17 protein-coding genes and 1 tRNA gene are annotated in these 18,204 nt (G+C 60.1%); 4 read left to right on the top strand and 14 right to left on the bottom strand.

The window, feature by feature from the left end; all coding sequences use genetic code 11:
• The 5 genes from GOB85_RS05710 to rfbB all read right to left on the bottom strand — a co-directional run bounded on the left by GOB85_RS05710 (position 1) and on the right by rfbB (position 4,608).
• Positions 1–999 (bottom strand): glycosyltransferase, encoded by a 999-nt coding sequence (locus GOB85_RS05710; RefSeq protein WP_173576647.1) that lies wholly within the window; start codon positions 997–999, stop codon positions 1–3.
• Between the two features lie 33 nt (positions 1,000–1,032).
• Complete coding sequence (rfbD, locus tag GOB85_RS05715; protein ID WP_173576646.1) at positions 1,033–1,941, bottom strand: dTDP-4-dehydrorhamnose reductase; 909 nt, start codon at positions 1,939–1,941, stop codon at positions 1,033–1,035.
• Complete coding sequence (gene rfbC, locus GOB85_RS05720) at positions 1,941–2,498, bottom strand: dTDP-4-dehydrorhamnose 3,5-epimerase (protein ID WP_173576645.1); 558 nt, start codon at positions 2,496–2,498, stop codon at positions 1,941–1,943. The genes rfbD and rfbC overlap by 1 nt, the downstream gene beginning before the upstream one ends.
• A 130-nt stretch (positions 2,499–2,628) precedes the next feature.
• Positions 2,629–3,498, bottom strand: coding sequence for a glucose-1-phosphate thymidylyltransferase RfbA (rfbA, locus tag GOB85_RS05725; protein WP_173576644.1), 870 nt, complete (start codon positions 3,496–3,498; stop codon positions 2,629–2,631).
• Between the two features lie 27 nt (positions 3,499–3,525).
• Complete coding sequence (gene rfbB / locus GOB85_RS05730) at positions 3,526–4,608, bottom strand: dTDP-glucose 4,6-dehydratase (protein WP_173576643.1); 1,083 nt, start codon at positions 4,606–4,608, stop codon at positions 3,526–3,528.
• A 171-nt stretch (positions 4,609–4,779) separates the two neighbouring features.
• On the opposite strand from rfbB, the gene GOB85_RS05735 reads away from it, so the two are divergent.
• The 3 genes from GOB85_RS05735 (at position 4,780) to GOB85_RS05745 (ending at position 7,879) form a co-directional block, all read left to right on the top strand.
• The gene (locus GOB85_RS05735; protein WP_173576642.1) at positions 4,780–6,975 is read left to right on the top strand and encodes a hypothetical protein; all 2,196 of its coding nucleotides are present in this window, start codon (positions 4,780–4,782) and stop codon (positions 6,973–6,975) included.
• A complete protein-coding gene (locus GOB85_RS05740; RefSeq protein WP_173576641.1) occupies positions 6,975–7,673 on the top strand; it encodes a histidine phosphatase family protein in 699 nt (232 codons plus the stop codon). The genes GOB85_RS05735 and GOB85_RS05740 overlap by 1 nt, the downstream gene beginning before the upstream one ends.
• A 131-nt stretch (positions 7,674–7,804) precedes the next feature.
• Positions 7,805–7,879, top strand: a tRNA-Gly gene (locus tag GOB85_RS05745).
• Between the two features lie 241 nt (positions 7,880–8,120).
• On the opposite strand, the gene GOB85_RS05750 is transcribed toward GOB85_RS05745, so the two are convergent.
• Both GOB85_RS05750 and GOB85_RS05755 read right to left on the bottom strand, forming a co-directional pair.
• Positions 8,121–8,753: a glutathione S-transferase family protein gene (locus tag GOB85_RS05750; RefSeq protein WP_010516374.1), complete on the bottom strand. Its 633-nt coding sequence runs from the start codon at positions 8,751–8,753 to the stop codon at positions 8,121–8,123.
• The gene (locus GOB85_RS05755; RefSeq protein WP_010516376.1) at positions 8,750–9,319 is read right to left on the bottom strand and encodes a hypothetical protein; all 570 of its coding nucleotides are present in this window, start codon (positions 9,317–9,319) and stop codon (positions 8,750–8,752) included. Before GOB85_RS05755 ends, GOB85_RS05750 begins: the two co-directional genes overlap by 4 nt.
• 214 nt (positions 9,320–9,533) lie before the next feature.
• On the opposite strand from GOB85_RS05755, the gene GOB85_RS05760 reads away from it, so the two are divergent.
• Positions 9,534–10,460, top strand: a complete 927-nt coding sequence (locus GOB85_RS05760) for a LysR family transcriptional regulator (RefSeq protein WP_010516378.1) — start codon at positions 9,534–9,536, stop codon at positions 10,458–10,460.
• Here GOB85_RS05760 and GOB85_RS05765 read toward each other — a convergent pair.
• Genes GOB85_RS05765 through trbE form a run of 7 tightly spaced genes read right to left on the bottom strand, consistent with a single transcriptional unit; the run spans position 10,423 to position 18,202 of the window.
• Positions 10,423–10,683, bottom strand: coding sequence for a DUF2274 domain-containing protein (locus GOB85_RS05765; protein WP_010516380.1), 261 nt, complete (start codon positions 10,681–10,683; stop codon positions 10,423–10,425). The genes GOB85_RS05760 and GOB85_RS05765 overlap by 38 nt on opposite strands.
• The gene (locus GOB85_RS05770) at positions 10,680–11,882 is read right to left on the bottom strand and encodes a TrbI/VirB10 family protein (protein WP_010516382.1); all 1,203 of its coding nucleotides are present in this window, start codon (positions 11,880–11,882) and stop codon (positions 10,680–10,682) included. Before GOB85_RS05770 ends, GOB85_RS05765 begins: the two co-directional genes overlap by 4 nt.
• Positions 11,879–12,880 (bottom strand): P-type conjugative transfer protein TrbG, encoded by a 1,002-nt coding sequence (trbG, locus tag GOB85_RS05775; RefSeq protein WP_173576640.1) that lies wholly within the window; start codon positions 12,878–12,880, stop codon positions 11,879–11,881. Before trbG ends, GOB85_RS05770 begins: the two co-directional genes overlap by 4 nt.
• The gene (gene trbF, locus GOB85_RS05780) at positions 12,877–13,560 is read right to left on the bottom strand and encodes a conjugal transfer protein TrbF (RefSeq protein WP_018308106.1); all 684 of its coding nucleotides are present in this window, start codon (positions 13,558–13,560) and stop codon (positions 12,877–12,879) included. The genes trbG and trbF overlap by 4 nt, the downstream gene beginning before the upstream one ends.
• Positions 13,560–14,999 (bottom strand): P-type conjugative transfer protein TrbL, encoded by a 1,440-nt coding sequence (gene trbL, locus GOB85_RS05785; RefSeq protein ID WP_018308107.1) that lies wholly within the window; start codon positions 14,997–14,999, stop codon positions 13,560–13,562. Before trbL ends, trbF begins: the two co-directional genes overlap by 1 nt.
• Before the next feature lie 3 nt (positions 15,000–15,002).
• Positions 15,003–15,773 (bottom strand): P-type conjugative transfer protein TrbJ, encoded by a 771-nt coding sequence (trbJ, locus tag GOB85_RS05790; protein WP_010667262.1) that lies wholly within the window; start codon positions 15,771–15,773, stop codon positions 15,003–15,005.
• Positions 15,770–18,202: a conjugal transfer protein TrbE gene (gene trbE, locus GOB85_RS05795; RefSeq protein ID WP_173576639.1), complete on the bottom strand. Its 2,433-nt coding sequence runs from the start codon at positions 18,200–18,202 to the stop codon at positions 15,770–15,772. Before trbE ends, trbJ begins: the two co-directional genes overlap by 4 nt.
• Between the last annotated feature and the right edge of the window lie 2 nt (positions 18,203–18,204).

The raw sequence follows: 18,204 nt of genomic DNA on the forward strand, positions 1-18,204 counted from the left end.
CTATCCAAAGATAAACCACAGACGAAATAGCAGTTTTTCACTGAAACCGGACCGCGTCAGGCCTGGGAATTGCCTCAGAAGCTGCAAACGTCTGAAGTATGTACCTGCCGTCATGCCCCTTTGTATTGTTTCCAGGCTGTTTATGACTGACGGCGCAATGGCATCCTGATGATTGAGAAGCCACGTAAGATTGGAGCGAAAAATCGTCATGAAAACGCCAGGGCCTCTTTGTATTGCGGCATAAGCGCGACGGAACCAGGATGTGGGAGCGCCCACTGCATTGGTTGAATGCTGCCGATAAAGAATAACGGGTTGTTCATCGACACATACTGTTCCACCAGCCGCCGAGACAGCGAGATAGGCTGCCCAGTCATGAAGAATGAAAGGCGGCGGAGGGCGCATCTCATTCATGAGATGCAGGGCTTTTTCATTCAGCATTATCGTGCAGCCCGTTGCGATATTCTGTGCAAGAGCCGAAAAAACGCCTTGCAGATTTCCTGTGACGGGAGAGGTAGTCAGAGGATTCAGAAGACGATCTGTCAAAATCTGTCGACCAGAATAAAGCGCTGGCGTGTCCGGCGGAACTCTTTCAAGTGCGGTGATGCCTCGTGAAAGTTTTTCCGGGAGCCAGACGTCATCCTGGTCCGCGAAAGCAACCAGATATCCGGCAGGGACATGTTCCAGAAGCCGCCAGTAAGATGCAGCTATTCCGATATTGGTGTCTGAATCGCTGTCAATTTCGGTGCAGCGACCAGCACCCCGGTTGGCCTGAAAAGCCTTCAGAATCGCACGGGATGCATCGCATGATCCATCATCACGCCAGAGTAATAACCAGTTTCGATGCTGCTGCTCAAGAAATGAATCGAGCTGACGATTAAGAAAAACTTCGCCATTAAAGAGAGAAAGAAGGATCGCTACTGGCGGTCCATCAGCCGTATCCTGCCCCATCCTGACAAAACGAGGCGCCCATGAAGCCGGTGCCATGGGGGTAGCACTCATCGGGCGCGCAGTCCCATGGCATTGCCGGGTTGTTCAGGATGCTTTTGCTGCAAAAAGTGTGTCAATGGTTCGGGAAACGCTGTCATGCCAGTCAGGCATCTGTACATTGAACACATGGGCAAGTTTGTTGTTGTCCATTCGCGAATCCGCTGGACGCTTTGCCGGAGTAGGCCAGTCCTCGGTACGGATTGCAGTAACCTCAGGCATGGCCTGGCCATGATATGCGGCGCGCTTAAGGGCTGAGACGGCAAACTCATGCCAGGTGGCCTCACCGGTACCGCAGGCATGGTAGATACCCGCATACTCATCCTTCCAGCCGTCTCGCCCGATCAGAGCCAGTATTGCGAGAATTGCTTCCGCCAGATCATCAGAGCTTGTTGGATTGCCACGTTGGTCGCCCACAACTTTCAGGACAGGATTTTTCGCTCCCGCATTGATCATGGTGCGTACAAAATTCTTGCCATGGGCGGAATAAACCCAGGAGGTCCGAAGAATGATAGCTTTCGGATCGGCCTTCATGACAAGCCGTTCACCATCAGCTTTAGTGCGGCCATAAACAGTCTCCGGAGAAACAGCATCCGTTTCTACATAGGGAGAACCTTTGTCTCCGGAGAAAACATAGTCTGTCGAAACATGAATGAAGGGAATATTGCGCTTCGCACAGATGGCGGCGAGCAAGGCCGGACCATCCCGGTTTGCGGCTTCCGCTCCCGCGACTTCTTTCTCCGCCAGATCAACCGCAGTCCATGCGGCCGCATTGACCACGGCTGCGGGATTATGGACAGCGATCGTTGCTTCTATGGTTTCCGGGTGGTCGAAGTCGAATTCCGGACGCCCGACACGGCAGATCTTTGCACCACCGAGATTTGCCAGAGAAGTGGCGAGTTGCCCGTTTCCACCCGTGACGAGAATGGGACGGCTGTCAGCAGCTGTATCTGTCATCAGGAATGAAACCAGTCTTTTGCTGCGGAAAACTCCGGCGCCTCAAGATCTTTTTCGGACAGCACCGCGTCTGTGGATGAAACGGGCCAGTCGATTGCCAGCTCCCTGCTGTTCCAGATCACGGCACGTTCTGATGCTTTATCATAGAGACCGGTACACTTGTACTGGACCTCGGACTCCTCGGCGAGCGTGCAAAAACCATGAAGGAAACCGGGCGGAATCCACAGCTGTGACCAGTTTTCTTCTGAAAGTTCAGCTGCGACCCATTTGCCATAAGTGGGAGAGCCGGAGCGAGCGTCAATCGCTACATCCCAGATCGCCCCTTTCGTGCAGCGCACAAGTTTTCCCTGAGCATGCGGATCAAGCTGACAATGCAGGCCACGAACAACACCTTTCTGACGAGAAAGGCTCTGGTTATCCTGTACAAAAGGCAGCGCAATTCCCGCTTCCGTCATACGCTGGACATTGTAGGTCTCAGAAAAAAAACCGCGATTGTCCGAAAAGCGAGGCGGTGTAACGAGAATTACGTCAGGAATGGCCAGACGTTCTACCTTCATAAGTCAACTCCACAGAAAACAATATTGCTTTCAGATGATACGAAAGGATGAAACCGGGGCATATTAAGCAGCTTCGGGCGACCGGGTCACCTTCCGCTGATATGAGCGGAAGGCAATCCTGCAGTCAGGCTCAACCCTGATCCGCGAGCTCTGTGAGCATGCGACCCAGTTCGGTTTTACCCATTCTGGCGGCGTGAGCACGCAGATCACCCGCATTGATATAGCCCATGCGGAAAGCGACCTCTGCCGGTGAACCCACAAGCATGCCCTGTCGGGACTGAATCGTATGCACGAACTGGCCAGCCTGCATCAGGCTGTCAGGGAGACCTGCATCCAGCCAGGCACAACCGCGACTCAGGCGATCAACATGCAGACTTCCTTCTTCAAGATAGAGCCGGTTGAGATCCGTAATTTCCAGTTCACCACGTGGCGAGGGTTTGACCTGGCGAGCAAACTCCATGACGCGGTTATCATAGAAATACAGTCCGGTAATCGCCCAGTTTGATACGGGATGCTTCGGTTTTTCGTCGACTGACAGTGCTTTTCCTGTTTCGTCGAAGCTGACAACGCCATAGCGCTCAGGGTCGCGTACCTGATAGGCAAAGACTGTAGCCCCTTTCGGGCGCGTCGCCGCAGCACGCAGCAATACTGACAGATGATCGGCAAAGATGAGATTGTCGCCGAGCACAAGCGCGCAGGGGCAACCATCAATCCAGTCACCTGCGATCAGGAACGCCTGTGCGATGCCATCCGGGCTCGGTTGCTCGCGATATTCAAACCGAACCCCAAACTGTGAGCCATCTCCCAGCAGACGCCTGAACTGCGGCAGATCCGCCGGCGTCGAGATGATCATAATATCCCGGATTCCGGCGAGCATCAGCGTCGTCAGAGGATAATAAATCATCGGCTTGTCATAGACAGGAAGAAGCTGCTTGCTGGCCGCCAGAGTCATCGGATAGAGGCGTGTCCCCGATCCTCCAGCCAGCAGAATGCCCTTCATGTTCGTCTCGACGGGGGGGGGTCTTACTCATTTCGCGTCAGTTCCGGATGTTGTTGTCGTTGTCTGACCGAGACGTTCACCGGTATACCGGCGCGCACGGATGGATTCCCACCATGAACGGTTGTCGAGATACCACTGAACTGTGCGGCGGATACCTGACTCGAAGTTGTGCTTCGCTTTCCAGCCCAATGCTGTTTCCGCATGAGTAGGGTCGATTTCGTATTTGAAGTCGTGTCCCGGACGATCTGGCACAAATCGGATCAGGCGCTCGCGGGGGCCTTTCGGATCAGGCGAAAGTTCGTCGAGAATCTGGCAGATGGTCCTGACGACTTCGAGGTTCGTGCGCGGCTGGCGGGCGCCGATCGCGTAAGTCTCGCCTGGCTGACCGATCTCAACGGCTTTGACGAGTGCCTCTGCGTGGTCTTCGACGAAAAGCCAGTCGCGAATATTCTCGCCTTTTCCGTAAACCGGCAGTTCCTTGCCTTCGATGGCATTGATCGTTACCAGCGGAATAAGCTTCTCGGGGAAATGCCAGATCCCGTAATTGTTTGTGGTGTTGGTGACGAAGGTTGGCAGGCCGTAAGTATGATACCAGGCACGAACAAGATGGTCGGAAGATGCCTTGGAGGCTGAATACGGACTGCGCGGATCGTAAGGTGTGGTCTCTGTGAATGGCGGGTCGCTCGGTTCCAGAGCCCCGAATACTTCATCCGTGGAGATATGATGGAACCGGAAAGCTTTGCGCGCGACTTCATCCAGTGTCTGCCAGTAGGTTCGCGCTGCCTCAAGCAGCGTGTAAGTCCCGACGACATTGGTCTGGATAAAAATGCCCGGGCCATCAATGGAGCGGTCCACATGGCTCTCTGCCGCGAGGTGCATGACCGCATCCGGGCGGAAGGAGTCGAAGAGCTTTGCCAGGGCAGGCCCGTCGGTGATGTTCACTTCGGCGAACTGGTACCGGTCCGATGAAGCGGCACTTTGTACCGTTTCCGGGGAAGCTGCGTAAGTCATGCAGTCCACATTCAGAACCGAGTGATCAGTGGCACCAATCAGGTGACGCACTACGGCGGATCCAATGAATCCACATCCACCGGTCAAAAGAATACGCATCAATCCATCCCGTTTCGAAGGCCCGGAAGGGCTACAATTTGCGTATAGCCGAGTGCGGGTCCGATCACTAGCAAGCACTTTCATATTGATTGAAGAGCGCCGCGTCGTGCGCCTTATTTAACCGCGACCGGTGCGGAGTTAATGTTTATTTAACGGAAAATGGAAGCATTCATGTTGGCAGGCGCCCCCGGTAAGGCTCTTTTTCAGGGCTCCGAGCGACCAGATCTGCAGGTTATCGCAGCTCAGCGTATTATTCGTCTCGTTTCAAAAGTCACAGCTACTTTCCGTATCAGGTCTGATGGGACGATTGACATCGGTGATGCTGCAATATGCCGGAACGATGCGCGCTATCAGGCATTTGTCGTCAGACACGCTCTCGAACTGGCGACCCTGCTTGATGTGGGGCAGCAGCTGTCTCCGGAGCGGGCAATGCCGCGAGCGAGTTTTGCAGCAGCGCGAACTGCTGCTCTGTTTTGTGGTCTGGATGCAGTTCTTCCGGGCGATGACGTCTGGCGGCCAGACTGGCTCGGCCCCATGAGCAGTGACGTACCTCCCGAAGCGTCCGTGATCGGCGAAGTCTGGCCCATATTGCGGGTTTTTCTTCCTGTACCTTCAGAAGTGACAGAGCATCTCTCAACCACTGATCTTGAGGATCTCAGGGAGTGGCTTGCCCGCTCCTGGGCATTTATCGGGCCTGCCGAGACGCTTATGGCCGCAGGTGGTGACGCAAGACTCATGGTCAATCCGCACACGGGCCTGAATCATTATGGCTGTTCGCATCGCCCCAGACCATGGGCGGTCACGTTCGCATCTTCAACAGCGTCTTCCGTATCGGAGCGTGGATTTTCCGGTGCCGAAAAGGCCCGCCAGCGTTTACAGCACGCGCTCCTTTGCGATGACAGTAAGGGTCTTTGCGCGACGCTTGCCGGTGAGGTGCGTGCTTTCCTGGCCGTGTATTTCGGGTTGTCACCTGAGGAAGGGATCGTGCTTGCACCTTCAGGTACGGATTGTGAACTCGCCGCTCTGGCCATCTCGTTGCTTGGGGCCGGCGGGAAAGCACTCACCAATATTCTGATTGCACCCGATGAAACGGGCAGCGGTGTGCCTCTCGCTGCTGCGGGGCGCCACTTTGCCGATGATACTGCCCGTCGGTCGAAGGTTTCGCGCGGCCAGATGATTAATGGTTTTGATGGACCATGCTCTGGCGACGGCGAAGCTTATATCCAGGTCGAGGACGTGAGGCTGCGGGATACAGAAGGAGAGGCTGTTGCGTCCGACATCCTGGCGAGGCATTGCCGGGAACGGATTTCCGATGCGATTGCACGAGGGCGTCACGTGCTTCTGCATCAGCTTGATCTGTCGAAAACAGGCCTTCTGGCACCGACAGAGGAGATTCTCGAAGCCTTCGCGGACGAATTCGGTAATGCGGTCGATATTGTCGTTGACGCCTGCCAGGATCGTGTGACGCCGGAGCGTGTCGGGGGGTGGGTAGCCAGCGGTCGTGCCGTCATGATTACCGGATCCAAGTTTGTGACCGGTCCACCATTTTGTGGTGCATTGCTGCTTCCCGCGCAATGGCGCGAGAGACTGAATTGCGGATATCTGCCGGGAGGCCTGCGCGACTACGCGGGCCAGAACGAATGGCCGGATTGCGCAGCCACCCGGTATCTGCCGGATGATGCGAATTATGGGCTGATTCTCAGATGGCATGCAGCCATGGCCGAAATGGAGGCTTTCAAAGCTGTTCCGGCTAAGGAGACACGGGCGCGGCTTGAGCGATTTCTGGAGGCGGCACGCGATGCGCTGATATCCTGTGACGACATAGCGTTGCTTGAAACGCCGGACCCAGTGAGACCCGCCCTGCCTGGTGCCTGGGATGGCATGACCACAATCCTCAGCTTTCTTGTCAAAGCGCCGGATTTAACCATGCACGAAACAGGAAGTGAGGGCTTTAAGCCTTTCGGACTTGCGGATGCGCGTCGTCTTTATCACTGGCTGAATGCGGATCTTAGTCGGATTTTTTCAGCAGATGAGCCCGAACGGATCAGCGGGCTGGCAAAGCGGTTGTGTCACATTGGCCAGCCGGTTGCCGTTCCATCCGCAATCCTCGGCGGCGCCTGTGCCGGCGCACTGAGAATCTCAGTTGGTGCCCGTCTCGTGTCCGGAGAACCCTCACATGAGGGAATGGATACCGACCTGCGTCTTGAGCGTGAAATCGCCGATGTGCGTGAGGTCATCGCAAAAATCAGCCTGATCAGGCGGCACTGGGATCGCATTCGGGCAGTCGACCCTCTGCCGACCTATGCGCCACTGCCGGATGCTGATGATGTGGAAGATAATATCATGAAACAAAATGGAGATTTCTGATGGTAGCCGTGACATCCGGACTGATTCCTGAAGGACAGAAGAATCACGGCAATTTTCTGGATGCGCCGAAACTGGAATCAGGTATCACGCGTTTCTGGCTCATCCGCCACGCTCTGGTTGAGCAAAACGCCCGGGCAATGCTCTACGGTACCATGGATGTGCCGCTATGTCCTGAAAGCCTGGTTGCACAGCAACCAATGTATAATGCCTTGGCCCGTCGTTTACCATCAGACGCTCTGTGGTTTGTCTCGCCTCTGATCCGCACGCGGCGAACCGCACAGGCAATTCAGAACGCGGGTTATGGTGCGCGGGGCCTGACAGTTGAACCGGATATGGTTGAGCAGGATCTGGGTGAATGGCAGGGGTTGCCACATGGCGATCTCCCTGGAAAACTACAGATGCCTCCACATCAGTTCTGGCCCCTCTCGGGAAATGAATGCCCGCCGGGTGGTGAGAGCATGATGACGGTCTGTTCGCGCGTCGGGGCCGCACTGAGTCGGCTGGCCAGAGATAATGCATCACGGGACATGGTTCTCGTCAGTCATGGCGGAGCGATACGAGCCGCGCTGGCGCATGCTCTGAAAATCACACCGGATACAGCACTCCATTTTTCGATCCAGAATCTTTCTCTCACGATTCTCGAGTGTCACGATGGTGCCTGGCGTGTCGTTACAGTGAATGAATTGCCAGGAATCTGAGGGTTTTCCAGTGTTTTTCGCAAGCTGTGCAGAGCGTCTGGACAGGGTGATATTTTTTCAGCTGATAAAATACGTTTTGTCCCTTGCGCCTTCGGAAAGTCTGATCTAAACGAGCCCTCGTCGAACAGGACGCGGGCGTAGCTCAGGGGTAGAGCACAACCTTGCCAAGGTTGGGGTCGTGGGTTCGAATCCCATCGCCCGCTCCAGATTTTCCAAGGAAAATCAGGCGGTTAAAGACGTTCCTTCGGGACCGTTTTTTGTTTACAGTGTGCCGTAGCACAGGAATGTAAGCATTTTGTAAGCAGCCCGGAGCAAATCGGGGGTGGCTACGGCGTAGCGTGCCGAATCCCGTGGCACACATCGTCAGGATGTTCGGGCGGGTGATGTTCATAAGTAGAACAGCGCTCTTGAACGAGATGCCGGCTAACAAGAGTATGGCAAAGGCCGTCATGCCTGTGCTCCTGGCCGTTTCGCGATGCTCGTGACCCATGCATGCAGGGCGGAGGCCTCGTCTGGCAATGCCAGCTTCAGTCGGCTACGGGCGAAATCCAGCGTGACGAACGCGGTGATGTCAGCGATCGAGAAGGCATTGCCCGCGACATAGGGTACATCGCGCAGCCGGGTGTCCAGATCGGCCATGAAATCGGCCAGCCTCTGACGGCCGCGCGCGGTAAGCTCGGGGATTTGCGCATAGCCGTGTGGTCCGACCAGTGCGCGGCCCGACAGTCCCGGCAGGCTGTTCCGTACGGCTTCCATCGCGGCAAGATAGCCGTCGATCTCCATGCGCCGGTCCCACATGCCGATGATGGCGCGTTGTTCTCGCGTCGCGCCCATCAGAGGGGGATCGGGATGCAACTCCTCCAGATAACGGCAGATGACGGGCACCTCGCTGATCGCGGTGCCGTCGTCCAGTTCCAGGACGGGAACGGTGCAGGAGGGGTTAAGGAGGCGGAACGTGGGCGCGAACTGCTCGTGCTTCGCCAGATCAACTGTAACGATAGGAATCGTCAGCCCTTTCTCGGCGATGAAGAAGCGCACACGCCGTGGATTGGGGGCGGTGGGGTAGTCGTAAAGCTTCATGGCAATGCTGCGCGCGGGTGATGAGAGGGCGGAGACTCCGACTGTTCCCGGATGGTCGCGAGCATGCGGCGGCGGATCAGGCCGCTGACCGGGCGGATCAGATACCAATAGGGCGTGAAGCGACGCCTGGCCCGGTCCATGGCGCAAAACACGCGGGTTTCCGTCACCAGCAACTGGGTACCGTGTGGTCCCGGCTGGATGGAGAAGCCCAGAGCGAGCTTGCAGACGTCATCATGGCAAGGGGTGAGAAAAGCGTCCGTTGTGGGAATGTCGCACAATCCGTAATCCGCCCGCCAGAACGCGCCGACGAGGCCGTAGACCAGGGCGGCATCGCCTCGCCGTTCCAGCAGCGTGAAGTCGGTGAGGTCCAGATTCCGTTGCCGCGCATGGCCTAACAGCCGGGCGGGCATTTCGCGCAGGCGGATGGCGGCACGAACCAGCGGATCGTCCTGATTCCGCCATGCAGCCACCGCGTTCATGATGCGACTGGCCGGGGCGGAGATATCGACACTGTGTCGCTCGCTGAAATCGAAGCGCGGGATGAATTCGTCCAATAGGTTCATCATGCTTCCATTTCTCTTCGGCGAGGTGGTACATTAGCGCACTATGCCACAAGAGCATTTTGCACCGCAGCGCGGATATTGCGATGGCTTCATGGCGAAGGCAGAGAGTAACGTCATAATATATCGTGAACGAATTATTGTTGCAGACTTGAAAGCACAATGACTGGATTTTGGCAGGTCATGCCGAAGGTCTTCAAAAAATCGGGATAGACAGAAAATGTCGGTTCGGCGACCACCTCTCGATCTGCGGGAATTGCTGTTCGTGCGTGTCATCGCGAGGGAGGGAAGTATCCATGGAGCCGCACGGGCGCTGGGAGGCAAACAATCTGCCGTAAGCCGGTCCTTGCGGTTACTGGAAGAGCGACTTGGCGTCTCCCTTTTTCGACGCACGTCGAGCGGTGCCCGGCTCACCCCGGCGGGAGTTGCCTTTCTGCGAGAGGCTGAGAAGTTGCTCGATGGAACAGTCGGACTGTACGAGCGCACGCGGCGTTGGAGCCGGGGCGAGACCGGCGTCATCTCCGTGGGCGTCCAGGGCAGCATCCCACCCGGCCGGATCTCGGCGATACTGGAGTCGTACAGCCTTGCGCAACCCGGTATCTCCTTCACTTATCGGGATAATGCGAAAAAAGAACTGTTCCAGGCCCTGGAACAGGAGGAGATCGACCTCGCGATAATGACGCTGCCCCTGCCCGGCAGCATGGTGGCCACCGTCCCGCTCTGGAGCGATCGTGTCGTTGCGATCATGTCGGCCGAACATCCGATCGCACAGGTCGGAACCGCGTCATGGGCTGAGTTGCATGATGGAATCTTTCTGATCGGCAAGGATGATACCGGCGAGGAACTGCTCGCGCTCTTGATGCGCAAGATGCGGCAGGCGGGATTCGTGCCGGTGACACGTCAGGAGGCGGTCAGAAGCCTGCGGGTCGTCGCATTGGCAGCGAATGGCAGCGGCATCGCTCTGTTGCCGGATGCCTGGCTGGGTTTTCTGCCCGCTGCCATCCGGGAGCGGATCGCGGTAGTGGAAGTCATCGACGGGGACGGATTTTCCCACTTCGCCTATGGCGCGGCTTGGCATCGTGAGCGCTGCCCACCGGCCGCGAGGACAGTCATCCGTTTTCTGGAGCAGCAGGCGACTGCGTTTTAACGGGTGCCCGCCGTGGCTCCTGCCGGAGCTTTCGGAACGCGCGGTCGGAGGTGATAAAGCCACGGATCATGTGCGGTACGAGACGGGCCGGATCGACGGACTGGCCGTTCTGGCTGACCAGGGCAGCATAAGCGACGAGATCGCGATGCAGGTCCGCAGGCAGGTCCACGGTGACACGGACCGGCTTCTCGTCGGGAATTTCGGTGATGCGCAGCTTCGTCATGGAGCCGGTTCCTTTGGGTGCCAGGGTTTCAGGACAAGGTCGCGATTCAGGATAAGCGTGAACGGCAGGCCCGGGCGGTCTGTCAGCGTCGGCTGAATATTCAGGCTGCGATCAATCAGCCGGTTGCCGACCATAGAAAACCCGTTGCTCGCGCCGGAGCGGATGGCCTGCATCAGGTTGTTCTCGTTCCATGACGTCCCGGCCTCGGAGCCCACGCTGAGGAGGGTCGTGACGAGGGCCGCCTTGAACAGTTGCCCCCAATGATTGTTCACCTCATCGGACAGGCCAGACTGGCCGATGGCGTCGCCACCGGGCAGCTTTTCCAGGACGAGGCTTTCGCCATTCGGATAGATCAGCCGCGTCCAGATGATCTGGGTGCGCTGCTGCCCGAAGGAAATGCCGCTGTTATAGGCTCCGAACAGGGTGCTACCCTGCGGGACGAGCAAGAACCGGCCTGTCGGACTGTCATAGACGTTCTGGGTCACATGCCCCACGATCTGGCCGGGCAGATCGGAACTGATCTTCGTGTTCAGCGCGCCGGCAATGACGGTCCCGGCCTGGAGCATATAGGGCGAGGCGGGAGATACGATCCGGTCCGGGCTGACCGTCGCGCGATCCGGCTGACCTGCCAGAAAGGCGCGATTGCCGGTCTGCTGGTCGGGGCCGGTCGGTGATGCCTGTGCTCCGGGAGCGGTGGCCATGACCGGAATCGTCTGCGCAGCCTGGCCCTCCCGCGCCTCGATCTGCGCGAAGAGCCTGCTGGTGCGTGCCGCCTCGATCTCCTGATCGCCACGCCGGTCTCCCATGCCGGAAACCGGTCCCGCGCGACCGTTCCGCTGTGCATCGAGGATCGGCTTGCCGAGATCGCCGGGCAAAGGCGGCCCGAGTTTCGGGGTGGCGGTATAGTCATTGGGGAGTGCGGCCAGCCCGTCGGCCGAGGGGCGGGTGTCGGTGTCCTGTGCCCCCTGGAGCGGCCCCTTCTGCGCACCATTTTGCAGCGCGTAGCCCAGCGCAAGACCGATCGCGAGCATCCCCGCACCACCCAGCGTCCAGATGACGGGGCGCGAGAGCCGGACCACCGGCGGACGCTGCGCGCGCAGCCGCAGATCGGGAGAGGGCGGCGGGGATGATGGTCCTGTTCCGCTTCCGCTTGTGGTGGCTCCCGTATTCCCTTCCGGGCGCTCTTCCGCGCCGCTCATGACTTCCTGCCATCCGTGCGCACGATCCGTACCCGCTGCTCGGAATGCCTGTCGCCCAGCCGCAATTCGGCGGCGGCAAACAGGCGATCGACGATCATCCAGTTCTGCCGGACGCGGTAGTTCACCAATTCCGGCCCGCCATCGGCCCCCAACACGAACAGCGGCGGCAGTTCGCCCTGCCCGATACCGGACGGAAACGCGATATAGACCTTGTGGCCATCGTCAAACGCCCGGCTGGGCAGCCAGGGCGGCGTGCCACCTTTCACCGGCTGAATAGCGTAACGGAAATTCAGCGCATTCAGATCCAGCCCCGCATCCACCGGGGCTGCATCATCGGCGTCGCTGTCCTGCCGATGCAGGGCAATCAGGTCGTCCTCGGGATAATCCCAGGACACCGACGCCATATAGGTCGTGGGTGTCGCCCGCAGTTCGGCAAGGTAGCTCCTCCGGTCGGTATTGACGATCAGATTGGTGATGAGATCCGGTCGCGTCGGCTTGACCAGGATATGCACGCGCCTGGTCGTGCCCGCGCCACTGGTGGTATCGCCGACAATCCAGCGCACGGTGTCCCCCACCGCGACCGGGCCAGTACCGACCAGCTTCTCGCCCTGCTGGAGCATGATGTCGGTGATCTCGCCGGGCGCGGCATAGACCTGATAGAGCGCGCCCGCGCTGTAGGGATAGACCTGCACCGCATTCACATAACCGGCCCGCGTCGGCTGGATGCGGGCGGCAAGATTGGCCTGGGTCACGCGCACGGTAGGGTCAGCCGCCTCGGGCACGACATGGGCACGCCGCAAGGGTGGAAGCGGCTTGAGTTGACCCGGCAGGGGAAGCAGCCGCGGGACTTCCACCACCCGCACAGGCTTCGGCGGATCAGGCAGGAGCATGGCCTGGGCCGCGTCGTCATATCGTATGACGGGTGGATGGTACTGTTGCGCGCAACCCGCCAGGGGCAGGGTCAGCAACGGCAAAGCACGAAGAGCACGACGGATCATTGGCCAAGCTCCTTCGACCAGTTAATGGCGGAGACGTAGATTCCGAGCGGGTTTTTCCGCAGATGATCCGCGTCGCGCGGGGTGCGCAGAACAACCGAGACGATGGCGGTCCAGCGTTCGGTGCCGGTGAACGCGCCGTCACGGTAATGGCGCTCCGTCCAGGCCACCCGGAAACTTCCGGGAGAGGCCCGGATCACCGAGGCGATGTCCACCTCGACCTGCTCGTGCCCGATCCGCGAAAACGGATCATTCAGGCGGGCATAATCATTGAGGGCCACAGCGCCGGACGTGGTGGTGAAATCATAGGCGCGCAGCCAGTTCTGCCGGACAACCACGGCATCCGAAGACAGGGACCGCACGTCATGGACGAACTGCGCCAGATACCAGGCGATCTGCGGATCGGCGGGCATGTAGCCGGACGTGGCCGGGGCAACGACCTGCGCCTGCCCCAGCCGGTCCACCTGCACGACCCACGGCGTGATGGTGCCGCGCGCGGACTGCCAGACCAGCCCGCCCCCGAGACCGGCGGACAGGAACAGGGAGCCAAAGGCCATGAGACGCCAGTTGCGGGCTTGCACGCGGGCCGAGCCGATGCGCTCATCCCAGATCTGCGCTGCCTTCTGGTATGGGGTGACGGGCTCGGGCGTGGTCCCGTAGCGTGTTGTGGAGCGACGGAACATCATTCTTTCTCCGAGAGATCGATGGACGTGGACCCGCCCCCGCCATCGGCGGAGCGGATGATATGGGCGGCCTCGGCGGCATGGGTGGCGGCGTTGCGGCGCTTCATGTTCCGCGCCCAGCGGGGCGGCTTGCCGTCGGAGCCGTCGCCGCTATCGGGGTCGCCTCCCGAGGGGCCGCCACCAGGGTTACCGCTACCGGCAGGCCCGGTACCGGGATCACCTCCGCCGCCGGACGGGCCTGAAGACCCACCGTCACCCGATGGCCTATCGCCTTCTCCGGCGCCGCCCATCGCACCGGCGGCCCAGCGTCCGCCAGCAGAGTAGCTTTCCTTCAACGAGGATGTTGCCGCGCCGACCTTGCTCTTCACGGCGTTCATCGCAGCACCCCCAGCGGCGCGACCGACATTGCCAGCCGCCGATGCCATGCCCGCCGCACCAGTCTGTCCGGCCGCCCCCATGGAGTAGGCTGTCGTGGCGGCACCTGCGACGGCAGCCCCTCCGCGCGCTGCCGCTGCCGTCGCACCGAGGGCCGCCGCTCCGCCAGACGCCACGGCGGCGGGCGCGGCAACAGCCGCAGCCCCCATCGCGCCCACCGCCATCGCGGTTCCCGCTGCTGCCCCGGCACCAAGCTGCGGGGCACCGGAAATCAGCCCATTGGCGAGCGAGCCGCCGAAAATGGCGAGACCCACGATGCAGAGTGACGCCAGCACGACGGACAGCGCCTGGCCGATGGTGGGCGCACTATCACCGTAGGACGTCGTGAACTGCCTGAAGAGCACGGAAGCTATGGCGGAAATAACCGCCAGCACCATGATCTTCACGCCGGACGACACGACATTGCCCAGTACCTTCTCGGCGAGGAACGCCGTGCGGTTGAACAGGGCAAACGGGATCAGCACGAAGCCCGCGAGTGAGGTCAGCTTGAACTCGACGATCGCCACGAAGAGCTGCACCGCGAGGATGAAGAAGGCCGCCAGCACGATGAACCAGCACAGGAGCAGGACGAGGATCTGCACGATGCTGGCCAGCGCACCGAAGGAAAACGCCAGTTTACTCGCCGCATCCAGCAGCGGCTGCGCGGCATCGAGCCCGGTCGCCGCCAGTCGGCCGGGATGCATGAAATCCCCAAGCGCCAGCGTGCCGCCCCCGGCTTTGAGCCCGAGGGCCGCGAAACTGTTGAAAACGATCCCCGACAGGCCGCTGAAATGGTCAATGACGAAGGCAAAGAAGCCGATATACAGCGTCCTCTTCACCAGACGCTGGATGATGTCCTCATCGGCGGCCCAAGCCCAGAACAGGCCGGCCAGCACGATGTCCAGCACCGAGAGCGAGCCGGCCAGCGACACCACACTTCCCTTCACCAGACCGAAACCGCTGTCGATCGTAGTCTCGAAGGTATTCAGGAAACCGTCGATGATGCCGACATTGTCGCTCGCCATTGCTCAATATCCAGAACTTGGGATGGCGACGGCCTGGGGAACATAGGCGTCATACTGCGAAAAATGCTGATATTGGGCTTCCGCCCCTGCCTCGTTCGCCGCCTGTCGCGCCCGTTCGAGGTCCGCAGCCCGGCCATTGGCGGCCAGTTCCGCCTGGATGTCGAACAGTTGCCGGGATTGCAGGGCCATAAGCTGGTTGCCGGCCTGCGCGGCCTGCAACGCCCCGGTTGACGTTTGGCTGGCCGAAACCAGTTGCGTCATGGCCGAACTGTCGCTCGGGATGTTTCCTACCACCCGCGCCTGAAGCTTCAGGGCGTCCTCGAACCCACCCACAGAATTCTGCCAGCGTGTCTGTGCCTGGCTGAACAGGGCACCGTCGGACATGCCAGAGGACACGGACGTGTACGCCTGCTGGTACTGCTGCTCGACGGACTGGACGCTGTAGGCAATATTCTGCGCCTGCGCGAGCAACGCTGTGGTTTGGGAAATCGTCGATTGCAGCGTCGACAGTGTCGAAAGTGGTAGGCTCGCCAGATTGCGACCTTGGTTGACCAGCATCTGCGCCTGATTGGCCAGTGACGTGATCTGGTTGTCGATCTGCTGGAGCGTGCGGGCCGCGATCAGCACGTTCTGGACGTGGTTGGCGCCGTCATAGACCGCCCATTGGGCATGGGCTGACACGACTGGCATGACAAAAGCCAGAGCAGCGCCGAAGACCACGGCACATCCGGGGCGGAAATCTTTTGCCCGAATACGGAAAGGTTCTTCCGTCATGGCATCGCTCCTTCCCGAAGAAGATCGGCCGCCCACATGACGCCACGCGCCTCGAACCAGGCTGGGAGAAAGCCGGCCCGCCCATGTTCCACCAGCATCGCGTCGATCAGCCGGTGGTCGTCCTTGCCGGAGGCGGCGCACAGGGCGAGTGCCACCGGCCCGAGCCCCAGTTCGAAGAGGCGATTTCCCCGCTGGGTCTGGCAGTAATATTCCCGCTTCGACGCCGCGCGGGCGATAATGGCGATCTGTCGGTCGTTCAGCCCAAAATCGCGGTAGATGGCCGCGATCTGCGGCTCAATGGCCCGTTCATTGGGCAGGAAGATCCGCGTCGGGCAACTTTCCACCACAGCCGGGGCAATGCGGGAATTGGCGATGTCCGACAGGGACTGGGTGGCGAAAATCACCGACGCATTCTTCTTGCGCAGGGTTTTCAGCCACTCCCGAAGCTGGCCAGCAAAGTCCCCGTCATCCAGAACCAGCCAGCCCTCATCAATGACCAGCAGGGTCGGACGGCCATCCAGCCGTCCTTCGATCCGATGAAACAGGTAGGACAACACGGACGATGCCGCCCCGGACCCGATCAGCCCTTCCGTTTCAAACACCACGACATCGGCGTCACCCAGCCGCTCGGTGTCCGCATCCAGCAGGCGGCCATAGGGACCACCCAGGCAATATGCCGCCATTGCCTGCTTCAGGGCGTTGGACTGGAGAAGTGCTACCATACCTGACAGGGTCCGCTCCTGAACGGGCGACGACGCCAGGGAGTTCAGCGCCGACCAGAGGTGAGACTTCACCTCGGGGGTCAGCGTTACCCCTTCACCGACAAGGATCTGCCCCAGCCATTCCGTGGCCCATTTGCGCTCGTCGGGATCGTCAATCCTTGCCAGCGGCTGAAGGGAGACGGCGGAATGCCCATCGCCCTCGTCCGTCAGCCCGCCTCCAAGATCGTGCCAGTCCCCGTCCATCGCCATCGTCGCCGCACGCATGGACCCGCCGAAATCGAAGGCGAAAATCTGCGATCCCGCATAACGCCGAAACTGGAGCGCCATCAGCGCCAGCAGCACGGATTTGCCCGCCCCTGTTGGTCCTGCGATCAGCGTGTGGCCAACATCGCCGACATGAAGGCTGAACCGGAATGGTGTGGCGCCCGCCGTCCTGCCGTAGAACAGCGGTGCTGCCTTGAAATGCCCGTCCTGCTCCGGCCCTGCCCAGACGGCCGACAGCGGAATCATATGCGCCAGATTCAGCGTCGAGACCGGGGGCTGACGAACATTGGCGTAGACATGGCCGGGCAGCGAACCCAGCCATGCCTCCACCGCGTTGAGGCTTTCCGTCATGCAGGTGAAATCGCGGCCCTGGATGATCTTCTCAACCAGCCGAAGCTTTTCGGCCGCGATGGAGGCGGAACCGTCCCAGACCGTGATGGTCGCGGTAAGATACGCCTGTCCGACATCGTCGGCACCGAGGGACTGCAAGGCCAAGTCAGCATCGGCAGCCTTATTGGCAGCGTCGTTGTCCACGAGAACGGATGCCTCGTTGGTCATCACCTCCCGGACAATGGCTGCGATGCTCTTACGCTTTGCAAACCACTGCCGGCGGATCTTCGTCAGCACCTTGGTGGCGTCGGTCTTGTCGAGCAGGATGGCACGGGTTGACCAGCGATAGGGCATCGCCAGCCGGTTCAGGTCATCCAGGATTCCGGGAAAGGTCCGCGACGGGAAACCGGTGATCGTCAGCGTTTTCAGGAAGGCATCGCCGAGTTTCGGCTCCAACCCGCCCGAAAGCGGCTGATCGACCAGCAGCGCGTCAAGATGCATCGGGATTTCCGGCACCCGGACACGCTGGTTCCGCGTCGAAATGGTCGAATGTAAATAGGTCAGCGTTTCACCGTCATTGAGCCAGGTGGCCTCGGGCATGAAACCGTCCAGCAACGCCAGCATCCGGTCGGAGCGATCCACGAACGCATGGAGTATGCCGTGTGGGTCCGGCCCTTCGCGCTCCCTGCCCTCGAACAGGAACCGGGCAGCCCGGTCGGACGATTCCGCCGGTGGCAGCCAGACCAGGGTCAGGAAATACCGGCTCTCGAAATGCGCGCCCTCATCCTCGAACTGCTCACGCCGTTCCAGATCGACCATGTGCGAGGCGGCATCCGGGAAATCGCTCTCGGGATAGAGTGTGGCCGGGACGCGCTGCGCCTCGACGAACACCGCCCATCCGGAGCCCAGACGGCGGAGATTACTGTTGAGCCGTGCGGTGACACCGACCAGTTCGGCAGGCGTGGCGCTATCCATATCGGGACCACGGATGCGCGCCGTGCGCTGGAAGCTGCCGTCCTTGTTCAGGACGACGCCTTTCTCCACGAGCACGGCCCATGGGAGAAAATCCGACAGGAGGGCGGCGCGATTGCGATATTCGCCAAGGGACATCATCG

The sequence above is a fragment of the Acetobacter fallax genome, assembly GCF_011516735.1.
GTDB lineage: Bacteria > Pseudomonadota > Alphaproteobacteria > Acetobacterales > Acetobacteraceae > Acetobacter > Acetobacter fallax.